A 16,166-nucleotide genomic window follows, 5' to 3' on the forward strand; every position below is an offset into this window, starting at 1 on the left:
GAAGACCATGGCTGAAATCAAGAACTATTCCCTGAACTTTGGTCCGCAGCACCCGGCAGCGCACGGTGTGCTGCGTCTGGTGTTGGAGCTCGATGGCGAAGTGGTGCAGCGCGCCGACCCGCACATCGGTCTGCTGCACCGCGCGACCGAAAAACTGGCCGAAAGCAAGACCTATATCCAGTCGCTGCCCTATATGGACCGCCTGGATTACTGCTCGATGATGAGCAACGAGCACGCTTACTGCCTGGCCATTGAAAAACTGATGGGCATCGAAGTGCCCATCCGCGCCCAGTACATCCGCGTGATGTTCTCGGAAATCACCCGCATCATGAATCACCTGATGTGGCTGGGTTCCTCGGGCAACGATGCCGGCAGCTCGACCATCCTGATCTACAGCTTCCGCGAGCGTGAAGCGCTGATGGACATGTACGAAGCCGTCTCGGGTGCGCGCATGCACGCGGCCTACTTCCGTCCCGGTGGCGTGTACCGCGATCTGCCCGACAGCATGCCTCAGTACAAGGCCAGCAAGGTGCGCAATGTGCGCTCCATGGAGGCCATGAACGAAGACCGCAAGGGCTCGCTGCTGGACTTCATCGACGCTTTCACGCAGCGCTTCCCCAAGTGCGCGGACGAGTACGAAACCCTGCTGACCGACAACCGTATCTGGAAGCAGCGTAACGTCGGCATCGGTGTGGTGTCTGCAGAGCGCGCCATCAATCTGGGTCTGACCGGTCCCATGCTGCGTGCCTCGGGCCTACCCTGGGACATGCGCAAGACCCAGCCCTACGAGGTCTACGACAAGCTGGACTTCGATATTCCGGTGGGTGCCACGGGCGACTGCTACGACCGCTATCTGGTTCGCATGGCTGAGATGCGCGAGTCCAACAAGATCATCAAGCAATGCGTGGACTGGCTGCGTGTCAATCCCGGCCCGGTGATCACGGACAATCACAAGGTTGCGCCCGCCAGCCGTGAAGCCATGAAGTCCAACATGGAAGAGCTGATTCACCACTTCAAGCTCTTTACCGAAGGCTTCAAGGTTCCCGAAGGCGAGGCTTATGCTTCCGTCGAGCATCCCAAGGGTGAGTTCGGCATTTATTTGATCAGCGATGGTGCCAACAAGCCCTATCGACTGAAGATTCGTCCACCAGGATTTGCGCACATGGCTGCTCTCGATGAACTGAGCCGTGGCCATATGCTGGCTGACGCCGTGATGGTGCTCAGTACCCTGGACATCGTGTTTGGAGACGTTGACCGATGATTACCGAAGCGACCAGAGAACGCTTTGCGCGTGAGGTGGCAAAGTATCCGGCTGACCAGAAGCAGTCTGCCGTCATGGCTTGCCTGTCTATCGTGCAGCAGGAGCAGGGCTGGGTCAGCCAGGAAAGCGAGGCAGTGATTGCCGAAGTCCTGGGCATGGCCGAGATTGCGGTGCACGAAGTCACCACTTTCTACAACATGTACAACCAGCAACCCGTTGGTAAGTACAAGCTCAATGTCTGCACCAATCTGCCATGCCAGCTGCGCGATGGCTACAAGGCCTTGCACCACCTGGAGCACAAGCTGGGCATCAAGATGGGCGAGACCACCAAGGACGGCCTGTTCACGCTGCAGCAGTCCGAGTGCCTGGGCGCCTGCGCCGATTCGCCCGTGATGCTGGTCAACGACCGTTGCATGTGCAGCTTCATGAGCAATGAAAAGCTCGACGAGCTGGTCGACGGCCTGCGCGCAGCGGAGGGCAAGGCATGAGCACGATTCTGAACAATCCTGCCGCCAATGCCGTGCTGGCCAAGTTCGCATCGACCGGCAACGAGACCTGCTTCCACGACCGTCACATCAACCCCCAGATCTATGCGGATCTGAACGGCAGCAACTGGTCCATCAAGGACTACGAAGCACGCGGCGGCTATCAGGCTCTGCGCAAGCTGCTGGGCAAGGACGGCAGCGAAGGTCTGACGCAAGATCAGGTCATCGCAACGCTCAAGGAATCCGGCCTGCGTGGCCGTGGTGGTGCGGGCTTCCCCACGGGTCTGAAGTGGAGCTTCATGCCCCGCCAGTTCCCCGGTCAGAAGCACCTGGTCTGCAACTCCGACGAGGGCGAGCCTGGTACCTGCAAGGACCGCGACATCCTGATGTTCAACCCGCACATCGTGATCGAAGGCATGATCATTGCCGCTTTCGCGATGGGCATCAGCATCGGCTACAACTACATCCACGGTGAAATCTTCGAAGTCTATGATCGCTTCGAGGCGGCCCTGGAAGAGGCCCGCGCTGCCGGCTACCTGGGTGACAACATCCTGGGCAGCAGCTTCAGCTTCCAGCTGCATGCCCACCATGGCTTTGGTGCCTATATCTGCGGAGAAGAAACCGCGCTGCTGGAATCGCTGGAAGGCAAGAAGGGCCAGCCCCGCTTCAAGCCGCCATTCCCCGCCAGCTTCGGTCTGTACGGCAAGCCCACGACCATCAACAACACCGAGACTTTTGCGGCCGTTCCCTGGATCATCCGCAACGGTGGTCAGGCCTACCTGGAATGCGGCAAGCCCAACAACGGCGGCACCAAGATCTTCTCAGTCAGCGGCGACGTGAACCTGCCAGGCAACTACGAAGTTCCCATGGGCACGCCTTTCAGCAAGCTGCTGGAACTGGCGGGCGGTGTGCGCACCGGTCGCAAGCTCAAGGCTGTGATCCCCGGCGGCTCTTCGTCGCCCGTGCTGCCTGCCGACATCATCATGGACTGCACGATGGACTATGACTCCATCTCCAAGGCCGGCTCCATGCTGGGCTCGGGTGCCGTGATCGTGATGGATGATTCGCGCGACATGGTCGAGTGCCTGCTGCGTCTGTCGTACTTCTATTCGCACGAGTCCTGCGGCCAGTGCACGCCATGCCGTGAAGGCACGGGCTGGCTGTGGCGCGTGGTGAACCGTATTCAGCACGGCGAAGGCCGTCCGGAAGATATCGAGCTGTTGGACTCGGTATCCGTGAACATCATGGGCCGCACGATCTGTGCGCTCGGCGACGCGGCAGCCATGCCGGTTCGCGCCATGATCAAGCACTTCCGCCACGAGTTCGAAGCGAAGATCCAGAACGCTTCCAAACAGGCAGCATAAGCGCCTGATCGCGAGACAAGCATATGGTTGAAATTGAACTGGACGGAAAAAAGGTCGAGGTGACGGAAGGCAGCATGGTCATGCATGCAGCCGAGAAGGCCGGCACCTATATTCCTCACTTCTGCTACCACAAGAAGCTATCCATTGCGGCCAACTGCCGCATGTGCCTTGTGGATGTGGAAAAGGCTCCCAAGCCCATGCCCGCCTGCGCCACGCCAGTGACGCAGGGCATGATCGTGCGCACCAAGAGCGAAAAGGCCATCAAGGCACAACAGTCGGTGATGGAGTTCCTGCTCATCAATCACCCGCTGGACTGCCCCATCTGCGACCAGGGCGGCGAATGCCAGCTCCAGGATCTGGCAGTGGGTTATGGCAGCAGCTCTTCGCGCTACGAAGAAGAAAAGCGCGTGGTGTTCCACAAGAACGTGGGGCCGCTGATTTCCATGGAGGAAATGAGCCGCTGCATTCACTGCACACGTTGCGTGCGCTTTGGCCAGGAAGTGGCCGGCGTCATGGAACTGGGCATGATTCATCGCGGCGAGCATTCCGAGATCACCACCGTGGTGGGTGATAGCGTGGACTCCGAGCTGTCGGGCAATATGATCGACATCTGCCCCGTGGGCGCGTTGACCAGCAAGCCCTTCCGCTACAGCGCCCGTACCTGGGAGCTGTCGCGCCGCAAGTCGGTGGCTCCGCACGACTCCACAGGTTCCAACCTGATCGTTCAGGTCAAGAACCACAAGGTCATGCGCGTTGTGCCCTTCGAGAACGAAGAAGTCAACGAATGCTGGATTGCCGACCGCGACCGCTTCTCCTACGAAGCGCTGAACAGCGACGAACGCCTCACCAAGCCCATGCTCAAGCAGGGCGGCGAGTGGAAGGAAGTCGACTGGCAGACCGCTCTGGAATATGTGGCCAACGGCCTGCAGCAGATCAAGAACAACCATGGCGCCAGCGCCATCGGTGCTCTGGTCAGCCCGCACAGCACGGTGGAAGAGCTGTTCCTGGCCGGCAAGCTGGTGCGCGGCATCGGCAGCGAGAACATTGACTACCGTCTGCGCAATGCCGAGTTCGCTGCCACGCAAGGCGTGCAGTGGCTGGGTCTGCCCATTGCTGCAATGAGCAATCTGCAGTCGGCTCTGATCGTGGGCTCCAACCTGCGCAAGGATCATCCGCTGTTCGCGCAGCGCATTCGCCAGGCCGCCAAGAAGGGCTGCAAGGTCTTCGCCATCAACGATCGCGTCTATGACTGGGCCTTGCCCGTCAACGCATCGGTGGTCGCTGCCGGCGACTGGGCTCAGGCCCTGGCCGATGTGGCCGCCGCCGTAGCCGAAGCCAAGGGTGTCTCGGCCCCCGTGGCAGGTCAGGTCCATGACGAAGCCAAGGCGATTGCCGCTGCCCTGCTGGCCGGCGAGCAAAAGGCCGTACTGCTGGGCAATGCCGCAGCGCACCATGCTCAGGCTTCCGCACTGCTGGCTCTGGCCAGCTGGGTTGCCGAGCAGACTGGCGCCGCCGTGGGCTATCTGACCGAAGCCGCCAACACCGTGGGCGCGCAATGGGTCAAGGCCATGCCTGCTGGCAACGGTCTGAATGCTGCTCAGATGATTGATGGTGGCCTGAAGGCTGCCATCTTGCTGAACAACGAGCCCGAGTTCGACAGCGCTGCCGGCAAGGCCGCCATCGCCGGTCTGAACAAGGCCGAGATGGTGGTGACACTGAGCCCCTTCAAGGCCAACCTGGAATTCAGCGATGTGCTGTTGCCCATTGCTCCGTTCACGGAAACCTCGGGCAGCTTCGTCAACGCCGAAGGCCGTCTGCAGAGCTTCCATGCCGTGGTCAAGCCTCTGGCCGACACGCGTCCCGCATGGAAGGTGCTGCGCGTGCTGGCCAATCTGATGGGTGTTCAGGGCGTGGACTATGAAACGTCGCAAGACGTGCTGGCTGAGGCCACTGGCGGCGCTGCCCAAGTGCCCGCCAATGTGCTGAGCAACGCGGCTCGGGCCGTGAGTGCAGTGCCCGCCGGCAATGTGACTGCGCCTGCAGTCGCCAGCATTTACCAGCTCGACAGCATCGTGCGCCGCGCTACGTCGCTGCAATTGACGGCTGACGCTCGTCAGGTTCGTGAGGGAGGCGCCGCATGATCGACGCATTGAAAGCCTGGGGCGCGGGCCTGTCCGCCGCTCCTTTCTGGACCGATGTGGCCTGGCCTGTCATCTGGATTCTGCTCGGCATCGTGGCCATCGTGGCTCCCCTGATGGGTGCCGTGGCCTACCTCACACTGTGGGAACGCAAGCTGCTGGGGTTCATGCAAATCCGTCTGGGCCCCAACCGCGTGGGCCCCTCGGGTCTGCTGCAGCCTCTGGCTGACGGCCTGAAGCTGCTGACCAAGGAACTGATTCAGCCCACGGCAGCTGCCAAGGGCCTGTTCTATGTGGGTCCCGTCATGGCCATCATGCCGGCCCTGGCAGCCTGGGTGGTGATTCCCTTTGCCCCCGATGTGGCCCTGGCCAACGTGAACGCGGGTCTGCTGCTGCTGATGGCCATCACTTCCATCGAAGTCTATGGCGTGATCATTGCGGGCTGGGCTTCCAACTCCAAGTACGCCTTCCTGGGCGCACTGCGTGCCTCCGCTCAGATGGTGAGCTACGAAATCGCGTTGGGCTTCTGTTTCCTGGTGGTCATCATGGTCACGGGCAGCATGAACCTCTCCGCCATCGTGATGAGCCAGGGTCAAGGCCAGTTCGCATCCATGGGCATGAGCATCCTGTCCTGGAACTGGCTGCCGCTGCTGCCCATCTTCATCGTCTACCTGATCTCGGTCGTTGCCGAAACCAACCGTCACCCGTTTGACGTGGTCGAAGGCGAAGCCGAAATCGTGGCCGGTCACATGGTCGAGTACTCGGGCATGGGCTTTGCGGTCTTCTTCCTGGCCGAATACGCGAGCATGTGGCTGGTCTCCATCCTGGCCGTGATCATGTTCCTGGGCGGCTGGTTGCCTCCGTTCGACTTCCTGGGTTTCATCCCCGGTTGGATCTGGCTGGCGATCAAGACCTTCCTGGTGGTGTCGTGCTTCATCTGGATTCGCGCTACCTTCCCGCGCTTCCGTTATGACCAGATCATGCGTCTGGGTTGGAAGATCTTCATTCCCGTCACCCTGGTGTGGCTGGTGGTTGTGGGTGCTTGGCTGTACTCGCCCTGGAACATCTGGAAATAAGCGGAGTACGTATGTCTGCAGTAGCTGCAACACCTTTCTCCTTCAAGGATTTCCTCAAGAGCTTCATGCTCTGGGAACTGGCCAAGGGCATGGCCCTGACTGGCCGCTACACCTTCCGTCGCAAGATCACGGTGCAGTTCCCTGAGGAAAAAACACCTCAGTCGCCACGCTTCCGTGGTCTGCACGCCCTGCGCCGTTACGAAAACGGCGAAGAGCGCTGCATTGCCTGCAAGCTTTGCGAAGCCGTGTGCCCTGCCATGGCCATCACCATCGAGTCCGATGTGCGTGACGACGGCTCGCGCCGTACCACGCGCTACGACATCGATCTGACCAAGTGCATCTTCTGTGGCTTCTGCGAAGAAAGCTGCCCGGTGGACTCCATCGTGGAGACGCACATCTTCGAATACCACGGCGAAAAGCGCGGTGATCTCTACTTCACCAAGGACATGCTCCTGGCAGTGGGTGACCGTTATGAAGCCGAGATCGCTGCCAACAAGGCGGCAGATGCCAAGTACCGCTGAAGCGGCTCCTTGATCACTTGAAAAGATTCGATCCATGGACGCCAAAACTGGTTTTTTCTATCTGTTCTCGGTCGTGCTGCTGTTTGCAGCCTTCCGGGTTGTCACGGCTCGCAACCCTGTGCACGCCGTGCTCAATCTGATTCTGGCCTTCTCGCAAGCAGCTGCCATCTGGCTGCTGCTCAAGGCTGAATTCCTCGGCATCGCTCTGGTGCTGGTCTATCTGGGCGCTGTGATGGTGCTGTTCCTGTTCGTGGTGATGATGCTCGATATCCGTATCGACTCCATGCGCCGCGGCTTCTGGAAGCATTTCCCGTTCGCCGCCCTGATCGGTGTGCTGATCGCCTTTGAAATGGGCATGGTGCTGATGGGCGGTTTCGGCGACGTCGAAGACGCCAAGGCTGTTGGTGCGACCATGGTCAATGCCGCCGGCCAGACCGTTCCTTACTCGAACACACAGGCTCTGGGCAAGCTGCTGTACACGGAATATCTGTATCCCGTGGAAATCGCGGCCGTGATCCTGCTGGTGGCCATGATTGCCGCCATTGCCCTGACGCTGCGCAAGCGCAAGGACAGCAAGGCCATGAACCCTGCAGATCAAATTCGTGTACGCGCCTCTGACCGCATCAAGCTGGTCAAGGTCGACAGCACCAAGCCTGCACAAAAACCTGACGCTGAAGCCGCGGCTGCAGCGCCTGCTGTGGAGACAAAAGCATGACGCTGACTTTGGGCCACTTCCTGACGCTGGGTGCCATGCTGTTTGCACTCTCCGTGGTTGGCATCTTTCTGAACCGCAAGAACCTGATCGTCTTGCTCATGGCCATCGAGCTGATGCTGCTGGCTGTGAACATGAACTTTGTCGCGTTTTCCAGCTATCTGGGCGACATGCACGGCCAGGTGTTCGTGTTTTTCATCCTGACAGTGGCTGCTGCTGAGTCGGCCATCGGTCTGGCGATCTTGGTGCTGCTGTTCCGTAACAAGACAAGCATCGATGCGGAAGATCTCAACGCCCTCAAGGGTTGAGTCCGCCGTAACTTGCAAGGTTCTCAAGAAATGAGTCAAACCCTTTCTGCATCCATGCTGCTTGCGGTGCCTTTGGCACCGCTGGTCGGCTCCGCACTCGCGGGTATCTGGGGCACGGCCTTTGGCGGCAACAAGATTGGTCGCACCGGCAGCAGTTCCCTGACGATTCTGAGCGTGCTCCTGGCCTTCGTTCTGTCGGCCCTCACGTTCCAGGCTGTCGTTTTCGACGGCGCAAAGTTCAACGAAACCATCTACACCTGGATGGTTGTCGGTGGCCTGAAGATGGAAGTCGGTTTCCTGATCGACTCCATCACGGCCATGATGATGTGCGTGGTGACCTTTGTGTCGCTGATGGTTCACATCTACACCATGGGCTACATGGAAGAGGATGACGGCTACAACCGTTTCTTCTCCTATATCTCGCTGTTCACCTTCTCCATGTTGATGCTCGTGATGAGCAACAACCTGCTGCAGCTGTTCTTCGGCTGGGAAGCCGTGGGTCTGGTGTCCTATCTGCTGATCGGCTTTTACTACAAGAAGCCCACGGCCATCTTCGCGAACCTGAAGGCCTTCCTGGTCAACCGCGTGGGTGACTTCGGCTTCATTCTGGGTATCGGCCTGATCGCTGCCTACACCGGCACTCTGAACTACTCTGAAATCTTCGCCAAGCTGCCCGAGATCCAGAACACCCAGCTGCCCGGTACGGGCTGGTTGCTGGTGACCGTGACTGCCATCTGCCTGTTCATCGGCGCGATGGGCAAGTCGGCCCAGTTCCCGCTGCACGCCTGGCTGCCGGACTCCATGGAAGGCCCTACACCTATCTCCGCGCTGATTCACGCGGCGACCATGGTGACGGCCGGTATCTTCATGGTGTCGCGCATGTCTCCTCTGTATGAGCTGTCGGATGTTGCGCTGAACTTCATCCTGGTGATCGGCTCCATCACAGCGCTGTTCATGGGTATCCTGGGCATCATCCAGAACGACATCAAGCGCGTGATCGCGTACTCCACGCTGTCCCAGCTGGGCTATATGACCATCGCTCTGGGTGTGTCGGCCTACTCGGTGTCTGTGTTCCACCTGATGACCCACGCCTTCTTCAAGGCGCTGCTGTTCCTCGGTGCCGGCTCCGTCATCATGGGCATGCACCACAATCAGGACATCCGCTGGATGGGCGGCGTGCGCAAGTACATGCCCATCACCTGGATCACCTTCCTGCTGGGTAACCTCGCGCTGATCGGCACGCCGTTCTTCTCGGGCTTCTACTCCAAGGATGCGATCATCGAGGCGGTTCATGCTTCCAACCTGCCTGCTGCCGGCTTTGCCAATTTTGCAGTGCTGGCTGGTGTGTTCATCACGGCTTTCTACTCCTTCCGTCTGTACTTCATCGTCTTCCACGGCAAGGAGCGCTACGACCAGAACCCCGATGCCCACCATGATGACCACCACGGTCATGACGACCACGGCCATGGCCATGATGCCAAGCCCCACGAGTCGCCTCTGGTGGTGACCGGTCCTCTGGTGCTGCTGGCCATTCCTTCGGTGGTGATCGGTGCGATTGCGTTGATGCCCATGCTGTTTGGCGACTTCTTCAAGGGCGTGATCCACGTCGATGGCTCCAAGCATGGCGCCATGGCCGAACTGGCCGAGAAGATCCACGGCTGGGTGCCCATGGCGCTGCACGGCTTCACGGCCGCACCGTTCTGGCTGGCTCTGGCCGGTGTGGTGGTGTCCTATGTGTTCTACATGGTCAAGCCCGAGATTCCTGCTGCCATCATGGCTTTCTCCAAGAAGATTGGTCTCTACCAGGTTCTGGAAGGCAAGTACGGCGTGGACTGGGTGTACGAGAACATCTTCGCCCGCGGCTCCCGTGCCTTCGGTACCTTCTTCTGGAAGGCCGGCGATCAGGCCATCATCGATGGCGCCATCGTGAACGGCTCCTGGAAGCTCATGGCCAAGTTCGGCCAGTGGGTGCGCGGCCTGCAAACAGGCTATCTCTATCACTACGCGTTGGTCATGCTGCTGGGTATCGTTGCCCTCATGACGTACTTCGTGTGGCTCAACAAGTAGTAGGGGAAGAACAAAAATGGGTTTGTTGAGTCTTTCTATCTGGGTGCCGATTGCTTTTGGCGCCCTCCTGCTGGCCTTCAGCAAAGAAGGGCAGGCCAACGCGGTGCGCTGGCTGGCACTGATCGGTGCGCTGATCGGTTTTGCGGTGACCATTCCTCTGGTCACCGGCTTCGACACCACGACTGCCAATATGCAGTTTGTGGAGAACGCGCTCTGGATTGAGCGCTTCAATATCCACTACCACCTGGGCGTGGATGGCATCTCCATGTGGTTTGTGCCGCTGACGGCCTTCATCACCGTCATCGTGGTGATCGCCTCCTGGACCAACATCACCGAGCGCGTCAACCAGTACATGGCCGCTTTCCTGATCCTGTCGGGTCTGATGATCGGTGTGTTCGCGTCTCTGGACGGCATGCTGTTCTACGTATTCTTCGAAGCGACTCTGATCCCGATGTATCTGATCATTGGTATCTGGGGTGGTCCGAACAAGATCTACGCAGCCTTCAAGTTCTTCCTGTACACCTTGATGGGCTCGCTGCTCACGCTGGTCGCTCTGATCTATCTGTACACCCAGTCGGGCGGCAGCTTCGAGATCCTGGACTGGCACAAGCTGCCTCTGTCCGGTACCGCACAGACGCTGATCTTCTTCGCCTTCTTCGCCGCTTTTGCGGTGAAGGTGCCCATGTTCCCGGTCCACACCTGGTTGCCCGACGTTCACGTTGAAGCCCCTACCGGCGGCTCCGCCGTGCTGGCCGCCATCATGCTGAAGCTCGGTGCCTATGGTTTCCTGCGCTTCTCTCTGCCCATTGCCCCCGATGCGGCGCATGAGTGGTCGGGCCTGATGATCACGCTGTCGCTGATTGCCGTGATCTACGTGGGCGTCGTGGCCCTGGTGCAAAAGGACATGAAGAAGCTGGTGGCTTATTCGTCCGTGGCTCACATGGGCTTTGTGACCCTGGGCTTCTTCATGTTCAACAACCTGGGCATCTCCGGTGGCCTGGTGCAGATGATTGCCCACGGTTTCGTGTCCGGCGCCATGTTCCTGTGCATCGGCGTGCTGTACGACCGCGTTCACTCGCGCGAAATCGCCGCTTACGGCGGTGTGGTCAACACCATGCCCAAGTTCGCTGCCTTTGCCCTGCTGTTCGCCATGGCCAACTGCGGTCTTCCTGCAACTGCCGGTTTCGTCGGCGAGTGGATGGTGATCCTGGGTGCCGTGCAATACAACTTCTGGATTGGTCTGGGCGCTGCAACTGCTCTGATCTTCGGCGCTGCCTACACCCTGTGGATGTACAAGCGCGTGTACCTGGGTGATGTGGCCAACGACCATGTGGCTGAGCTCAAGGACATCAACTGCCGCGAATTCCTGGTGCTGGGCCTGCTGGCCGCGGCCGTGCTGGTCATGGGTCTGTATCCCAAGCCCTTCACCGATGTGATGGATGTGTCTGTGGCAGAGCTCATCAAGCATGTGGCTGTGAGCAAGCTCAACTGACCAGACTGAAACGAGAGACACGAGATGATTGACAACATCAGCTGGCTGGCGATCTACCCGGAGATCACACTCCTGGTCATGGCCTGCGTCATTGCCTTGGTGGACCTGGGCATCAATAGTGCCCGTCGCACCGGCACCTATGTTCTGACCATGCTCACCCTGCTTGTCGTGGCGGTGATGCAAGGCATGTACGCCGCAAGCGGCAATACCTTCTACGGCTGGGGCAACATGGTTGTCTCGGACGCCATGGGCAACTGGCTCAAGTGCTTTGCCACCATCGCCGTGATGATTACCATGGTCTACGGTCGCCCTTATGCGGCCGAGCGCGACATGCTGCGTGGCGGTGAGTTCTTCACGCTGTCCATGCTGGCCCTGCTGGGCATGTTCATCATGATCAGCGGCAACAACTTCCTGGTCCTGTATCTGGGCCTGGAGTTGCTGACCCTGTCCAGCTATGCGCTGGTGGCCCTGCGCCGCGACCACACCGTGTCCGTCGAAGCCGCCATGAAGTACTTCGTTCTGGGTGCCATGGCTTCCGGCTTCCTGCTGTATGGGATGTCCATGCTCTACGGCGCCACCGGTTCGCTGGATATCGGACAAGTCTTCAAGGCCATCAATTCCGGTGAAATCAAGCACCAGGTGCTGGTCTTCGGTCTGGTCTTCGTGGTTGCCGGTCTGGCCTTCAAGCTGGGTGTGGTTCCCTTCCACATGTGGGTGCCCGACGTTTACCAGGGTGCACCTACTGCCATCACCGCCTTGATCGGCGGCGCGCCCAAGCTGGCTGCCTTTGCCATGACCATCCGCCTGCTGGTGGACGGCCTGCTGCCGCTGGCCATCGACTGGCAGCAGATGCTGATGGTTCTGGCCGTCTGCTCGCTGCTCATCGGTAACCTGGCCGGTCTGCAGCAGACCAGCCTCAAGCGCATGTTGGCTTACTCGACGATTTCCCAGATGGGCTTTGTGCTGCTGGGTCTGATGTCGGGTGTGGTGGACGGCAAGGTCGATCCTGCCACTGTCGAAAACGCCTACAGCTCGGCGATGTTCTACATCGTGACCTATGTGCTGACCGCCCTGGCTTCCTTCGGCGTGATCCTGCTGCTGGCCCGTGAAGGCTTTGAAAGCGAAGAGATCGCCGATCTGGCCGGCCTGAACCAGCGCAGCCCGCTGTACGCCGGCGTGATGGCGATCTGCCTGTTCTCCATGGCCGGTATCCCTCCGCTGGTCGGCTTCTACGCCAAGCTGTCCGTGCTGCAGGCACTGGTCGCTTCGGGCAGCAGCCTGTACATCGGCCTGGCCGTGTATGCCGTGATCATGTCGCTGATCGGCGCCTTCTATTACCTGCGCGTGGTCAAGGTCATGTACTTTGATGCTCCAATCACTGCTACCAGCGTGTCTGCTCCTCTGGATGTGCGCGTTGTGCTGACGATCAACGGTGCGCTGGTTCTGCTGCTGGGTATCTTGCCCGGCGGTCTGATGGCCTTGTGCGCTGACGCCGTTGTGCGTGCCCTGGCTTCCTGATAAGACGAACGTGATGAGGGCTCGATGCCCTCATCGCTTTTTCTAGGAATGGCTTTGTGTCTATAACCGCCTCTATCTGGCTCATCATCTTGGCTGCCCTTGTGGCAGCCAATTTGCCTTTTATCAACCAGCGTCTGGGCGTCATCGGCCCCGTCATGGCCGGTCGTAAGCCGCTGTGGGTGCGTCTGCTGGAAATGATTGCCCTGTATCTGCTGGTGGGTGGCCTGGGCTTGCTGCTGGAGCGCCGCGCCGGCCAGATATCTCCCCAAGGCTGGGAGTTTTATGCCATCACTGCTACGCTGTTCCTGACGCTGGCATTTCCCGGCTTTGTTTATCGCTATCTGGTTCACCGCAAGGGTTGAGTGGCGCCATGAAAGTGCTTGATCTTCACTGCCCAGCAGGCCATGTCTTCGAAGGCTGGTTTGCTTCGGAAGATGATTTTCAGAATCAGCTGCAGCGCCAGCTGGTGGAGTGTCCTGTCTGTGGCGACAGCGATGTGACCAAGCGCTTGAGTGCCCCCCGCATCAACCTGGGCGCACAGCCGCCAAAAACTTCCCAAACCTTGCAGTCGGCCCCTGCCGCAGCGCCGGCACTTGCCGCCACGAGCCCTGAAATCAGTGCTGAAGCGCGCGCGCATCTGCAGTCCATGCAGGCTGCCTGGATGCAGTGGTCGCGCAAGGTCGCGCAAAGCAGTGAGGATGTTGGCAAGAAATTTGCCGAAGAGGCGCGCCGCATTCACTACGGCGAAACCGAGGAGCGCGCCATTCGCGGCCAGACCAGTGCCCGGGAGGCCATGGAGCTGCTGGAAGAGGGCATTGGCGTTCTGCCCCTGGCCTTGCCCGAGTCGGCCAGCGGCGAGGGCGGCAGCGGCAGCCTGCAATAAGCCCAGACCCTCACTCTCCCTTGCTCGACGCTTGGGGCTGTCGCTTCAGCTCAGTTGCTGATAGATCGCGTTGGCCAGAGTTTGCAGGCGCTCGCGCGGCAAGGAAGCGCTCAAGGCATAGCCTTGCTGGCCGTCGATCCAGTAGAAACCATGGCTTGCGCCGTCGCTGCTCCATTCAAAGGAGGCGGGGGCGGAAGCGGCTGCCGTCTCGGGATTGAGTACCGAGACATACAGGGTGACGCGCTGGCCTGCCTGATCCTCGTACATGAACTGGGCGCGGGCCTGGCCGCTCTCTCCGGGCAGCAGCCGCCCGCCCATGAGTTGAAAGCCCTGGGCCTCCAGCACCGGGGGCTTGAGCGCAACGCCCAGCCGCTTGGACAGCCACTGCACCAGATGCGCCTGCTGTTGCACCGCGACCTCGACGGGGTGGCGCTGCTCAGGCACATAGACGGCATGGGCAGCCGCTGCCTCGCGTACAAATCCCGGCAGCTGCGCAAGTGTCGCGGCAGGCTGCGAAACCGAGGTCTGCCGGCCCGCGCCATAGCCCAGTCCCAGGCCCACGCTGAGCATGATGCCGGCGGCCAGCGCATGTTGCCAGCGCCACTGCAGCGCCGGCCTTTGCAGAGTACGTATGAGCTGGGGCGGGACCGGCTCTTCGAGCAATTGCGCATGCAGAGCCTGCAGGCCTGCGTTCTGGGCCTGGATGGCGGCCATGCGCGCTGCCTCTTCGGGATGTTCGGCCAGCCATTGCGCCACGGCCGCAGCGGCATCGGGCTGCAACTCTCCATCCACCCAGGCATGCAGCGTGGTTTCATCGGGGCGCTGGGGTGTCATTGCACTTTCCTTCATTTGACAGCCCTCAACACGGTCGTCGCGGGTCTTTCTCCTTCCATGAGGCGCCTGAGCTGCTCGCGGGCGCGCGAGAGGCGGGACATCACCGTTCCCACGGGAACGCCCAGCATCTGCGCGGCTTCGCCATAACTGAACTGCTCCATGCCGATCAGCAGCAGCACCTCGCGTGCCTGCGGCGTGAGATGGGACAGGGCCCGCTCCAGATCCAGCTGCAGCGTCAGTCTGGGCATGGGGTCGTGAGGCGTGTCCTGCGCCTCGTCAAGCACCACCATGCGATGCCGTGACGACTGCTGCCACTGATTGGCGTAGAGGTTGTGCATCAAGGTCAGCAGCCAGCTGAGCAAGGCCTTTTGCACCTGCTCGACCGAGGCGGTGGCCGGCGGCTGCCACAACTCCCACTTCTGGCAGGCGCGCTCCAGGGTGTCCTGCACCAGATCGTCTGCCAGTGCGGCATCGCCCGCCAGCGCACGCGCATAGCGGCGCAGGCGGGGAATATGGACCAGGGCGGCGTCGACCTTCACTCAAGGCTTGGCGACATGCCAGCTATTGTTGAGGAAGCCGTCACCCGTCATGTCGCCGGGCTTGGCATCCTTGACCCAGTGATAGAGGGGGCGGCCCTTGTAAGCCCATTGCTTGCTGCCGTCGTCGCGCATCACCACGCTCCAGTCGCCGATCGGCGCAGCATTCGCGGGGGCCATCAAAGGCGGCCAGTTGGTTGCGCAGCCGCCGTTGCAGGCGCTTTTGCCGGAGCCTGCGGCATCCTTGTCAAAGACGTACAGAGTCATCTGGGTCGGTCCTACCAGCACACCGTTGAGGGTGGTGGCAGGAGACTTGGCCGGGGCGGCCGGGCCGGTCGAGCAGGCCGCCAGCAGGGCGGCGGAAACTAGCGTCAGAGAAGCGATGCGAAACATGAGGTCTCTCCTTGTGGTTGACCTGCAGTAAACAGTTCTGCACGGGGTTTTATTCCATGCGTTTTCACGCAGGAACTCAAGAGCAGTGCAGCCGGTATCTTGGGCATGGCTTTCTACGCCGGTGGCCAAACATTTTGATAGCTTCTATCGACCAATAGGTATTGTTTTCAAAGATAAAAGGATATGAAATTCATATAGGTAAAGCGTAAGAAGCTTTCAAATTAATAGCGATACGGTTGATCTTTGTCGCCCCAGGTTTTTCAGGGCGACAAATAGCAAGCATATTTGCGGGCATTGGGCTAGTAACCTGGTTACTTCAGTGGGAATTGAGCGACTCAGGGTTTACGGCATCAGGGCCAATCTGGGGAGCGCTGTGCCATGGGGACGTATTTCGCCCGGTCTTATTAATATTGATAGCGCAATATATATAAGGCATAAGCTTTTTAGAGAGTTCGAAGTGGATGCTGACATTCCTGTGGATGCCGCTGGCTCTGGCGTGACTTGCAGTTGCGATGAGTTTGAAGTTTGCAGTTACTTCTGTTGTTGCTATTTGTTTTATGGAGGATTAGGGAAAGCAT

At 59.9% G+C, this 16,166-nt stretch carries 16 protein-coding genes; 13 read left to right on the forward strand and 3 right to left on the reverse strand.

The window, feature by feature from the left end; all coding sequences use genetic code 11:
- Positions 1-7: 7 nt before the first annotated feature.
- The 13 genes from DFO48_RS07710 to DFO48_RS07770 are packed head-to-tail and all read left to right on the forward strand — an operon-like array spanning position 8 to position 13,825.
- Entirely contained in the window at positions 8-1,261 is a 1,254-nt protein-coding gene (locus DFO48_RS07710) for an NADH-quinone oxidoreductase subunit D (RefSeq protein ID WP_003076498.1), read from the forward strand.
- The gene (nuoE, locus tag DFO48_RS07715) at positions 1,258-1,749 is read left to right on the forward strand and encodes an NADH-quinone oxidoreductase subunit NuoE (protein ID WP_003057829.1); all 492 of its coding nucleotides are present in this window, start codon (positions 1,258-1,260) and stop codon (positions 1,747-1,749) included. The genes DFO48_RS07710 and nuoE overlap by 4 nt, the downstream gene beginning before the upstream one ends.
- Complete coding sequence (gene nuoF / locus DFO48_RS07720) at positions 1,746-3,110, forward strand: NADH-quinone oxidoreductase subunit NuoF (protein ID WP_114863018.1); 1,365 nt, start codon at positions 1,746-1,748, stop codon at positions 3,108-3,110. Before nuoE ends, nuoF begins: the two co-directional genes overlap by 4 nt.
- Positions 3,111-3,133: 23 nt before the next feature.
- Complete coding sequence (gene nuoG, locus DFO48_RS07725; RefSeq protein ID WP_114863019.1) at positions 3,134-5,251, forward strand: NADH-quinone oxidoreductase subunit NuoG; 2,118 nt, start codon at positions 3,134-3,136, stop codon at positions 5,249-5,251.
- Positions 5,248-6,324 (forward strand): NADH-quinone oxidoreductase subunit NuoH, encoded by a 1,077-nt coding sequence (gene nuoH / locus DFO48_RS07730; RefSeq protein ID WP_003057825.1) that lies wholly within the window; start codon positions 5,248-5,250, stop codon positions 6,322-6,324. Before nuoG ends, nuoH begins: the two co-directional genes overlap by 4 nt.
- Positions 6,325-6,335: 11 nt before the next feature.
- Complete coding sequence (nuoI, locus tag DFO48_RS07735) at positions 6,336-6,845, forward strand: NADH-quinone oxidoreductase subunit NuoI (RefSeq protein ID WP_003057824.1); 510 nt, start codon at positions 6,336-6,338, stop codon at positions 6,843-6,845.
- A 34-nt stretch (positions 6,846-6,879) separates the two neighbouring features.
- Complete coding sequence (locus tag DFO48_RS07740) at positions 6,880-7,560, forward strand: NADH-quinone oxidoreductase subunit J (protein ID WP_003076492.1); 681 nt, start codon at positions 6,880-6,882, stop codon at positions 7,558-7,560.
- On the forward strand, positions 7,557-7,865 hold the full coding sequence (gene nuoK / locus DFO48_RS07745; protein WP_003057821.1) for an NADH-quinone oxidoreductase subunit NuoK: 309 nt from the start codon (positions 7,557-7,559) through the stop codon (positions 7,863-7,865). The genes DFO48_RS07740 and nuoK overlap by 4 nt, the downstream gene beginning before the upstream one ends.
- A 30-nt stretch (positions 7,866-7,895) precedes the next feature.
- Positions 7,896-9,932: an NADH-quinone oxidoreductase subunit L gene (nuoL, locus tag DFO48_RS07750; protein ID WP_199406960.1), complete on the forward strand. Its 2,037-nt coding sequence runs from the start codon at positions 7,896-7,898 to the stop codon at positions 9,930-9,932.
- 16 nt (positions 9,933-9,948) lie between these two features.
- Positions 9,949-11,424 carry an NADH-quinone oxidoreductase subunit M gene (locus DFO48_RS07755; RefSeq protein WP_114863021.1) on the forward strand — a complete coding sequence of 492 codons (1,476 nt, stop codon included), beginning with the start codon at positions 9,949-9,951 and terminating at the stop codon, positions 11,422-11,424.
- A gap of 24 nt (positions 11,425-11,448) precedes the next feature.
- A complete protein-coding gene (gene nuoN / locus DFO48_RS07760) occupies positions 11,449-12,942 on the forward strand; it encodes an NADH-quinone oxidoreductase subunit NuoN (RefSeq protein ID WP_003076488.1) in 1,494 nt (497 codons plus the stop codon).
- 56 nt (positions 12,943-12,998) lie between these two features.
- Positions 12,999-13,304 carry a DUF2818 family protein gene (locus tag DFO48_RS07765; protein WP_114863022.1) on the forward strand — a complete coding sequence of 102 codons (306 nt, stop codon included), beginning with the start codon at positions 12,999-13,001 and terminating at the stop codon, positions 13,302-13,304.
- 8 nt (positions 13,305-13,312) lie between these two features.
- Entirely contained in the window at positions 13,313-13,825 is a 513-nt protein-coding gene (locus tag DFO48_RS07770; RefSeq protein WP_003076484.1) for a DUF1178 family protein, read from the forward strand.
- Positions 13,826-13,870: 45 nt separating this feature from the next.
- Here the strand turns inward: DFO48_RS07770 and DFO48_RS07775 are convergent, their stop codons facing one another.
- The 3 genes from DFO48_RS07775 to DFO48_RS07785 are packed head-to-tail and all read right to left on the reverse strand — an operon-like array spanning position 13,871 to position 15,588.
- The gene (locus DFO48_RS07775) at positions 13,871-14,659 is read right to left on the reverse strand and encodes an anti-sigma factor (RefSeq protein ID WP_114863124.1); all 789 of its coding nucleotides are present in this window, start codon (positions 14,657-14,659) and stop codon (positions 13,871-13,873) included.
- Between the two features lie 11 nt (positions 14,660-14,670).
- On the reverse strand, positions 14,671-15,198 hold the full coding sequence (locus tag DFO48_RS07780) for an RNA polymerase sigma factor (protein WP_114863023.1): 528 nt from the start codon (positions 15,196-15,198) through the stop codon (positions 14,671-14,673).
- Positions 15,199-15,588, reverse strand: a complete 390-nt coding sequence (locus DFO48_RS07785; RefSeq protein WP_003076477.1) for a hypothetical protein — start codon at positions 15,586-15,588, stop codon at positions 15,199-15,201.
- Positions 15,589-16,166: the final 578 nt, after the last annotated feature.

The sequence above is a fragment of the Comamonas sp. AG1104 genome, from assembly GCF_003350425.1.
Lineage (GTDB): Bacteria > Pseudomonadota > Gammaproteobacteria > Burkholderiales > Burkholderiaceae_C > Comamonas > Comamonas testosteroni.

Bases quoted from the DNA above. Each gene is read 5' to 3' on its own strand.
- DFO48_RS07710 (WP_003076498.1), top strand. From the start codon at position 8: ATGGCTGAAATCAAGAACTATTCCCTGAACTTTGGTCCGCAGCACCCG.
- nuoE (WP_003057829.1), top strand. From the start codon at position 1,258: ATGATTACCGAAGCGACCAGAGAACGCTTTGCGCGTGAGGTGGCAAAG.
- nuoF (WP_114863018.1), top strand. From the start codon at position 1,746: ATGAGCACGATTCTGAACAATCCTGCCGCCAATGCCGTGCTGGCCAAG.
- nuoG (WP_114863019.1), top strand. From the start codon at position 3,134: ATGGTTGAAATTGAACTGGACGGAAAAAAGGTCGAGGTGACGGAAGGC.
- nuoH (WP_003057825.1), top strand. From the start codon at position 5,248: ATGATCGACGCATTGAAAGCCTGGGGCGCGGGCCTGTCCGCCGCTCCT.
- nuoI (WP_003057824.1), top strand. From the start codon at position 6,336: ATGTCTGCAGTAGCTGCAACACCTTTCTCCTTCAAGGATTTCCTCAAG.
- DFO48_RS07740 (WP_003076492.1), top strand. From the start codon at position 6,880: ATGGACGCCAAAACTGGTTTTTTCTATCTGTTCTCGGTCGTGCTGCTG.
- nuoK (WP_003057821.1), top strand. From the start codon at position 7,557: ATGACGCTGACTTTGGGCCACTTCCTGACGCTGGGTGCCATGCTGTTT.
- nuoL (WP_199406960.1), top strand. From the start codon at position 7,896: ATGAGTCAAACCCTTTCTGCATCCATGCTGCTTGCGGTGCCTTTGGCA.
- DFO48_RS07755 (WP_114863021.1), top strand. From the start codon at position 9,949: ATGGGTTTGTTGAGTCTTTCTATCTGGGTGCCGATTGCTTTTGGCGCC.
- nuoN (WP_003076488.1), top strand. From the start codon at position 11,449: ATGATTGACAACATCAGCTGGCTGGCGATCTACCCGGAGATCACACTC.
- DFO48_RS07770 (WP_003076484.1), top strand. From the start codon at position 13,313: ATGAAAGTGCTTGATCTTCACTGCCCAGCAGGCCATGTCTTCGAAGGC.
- DFO48_RS07775 (WP_114863124.1), bottom strand. From the start codon at position 14,659: ATGACACCCCAGCGCCCCGATGAAACCACGCTGCATGCCTGGGTGGAT.
- DFO48_RS07785 (WP_003076477.1), bottom strand. From the start codon at position 15,588: ATGTTTCGCATCGCTTCTCTGACGCTAGTTTCCGCCGCCCTGCTGGCG.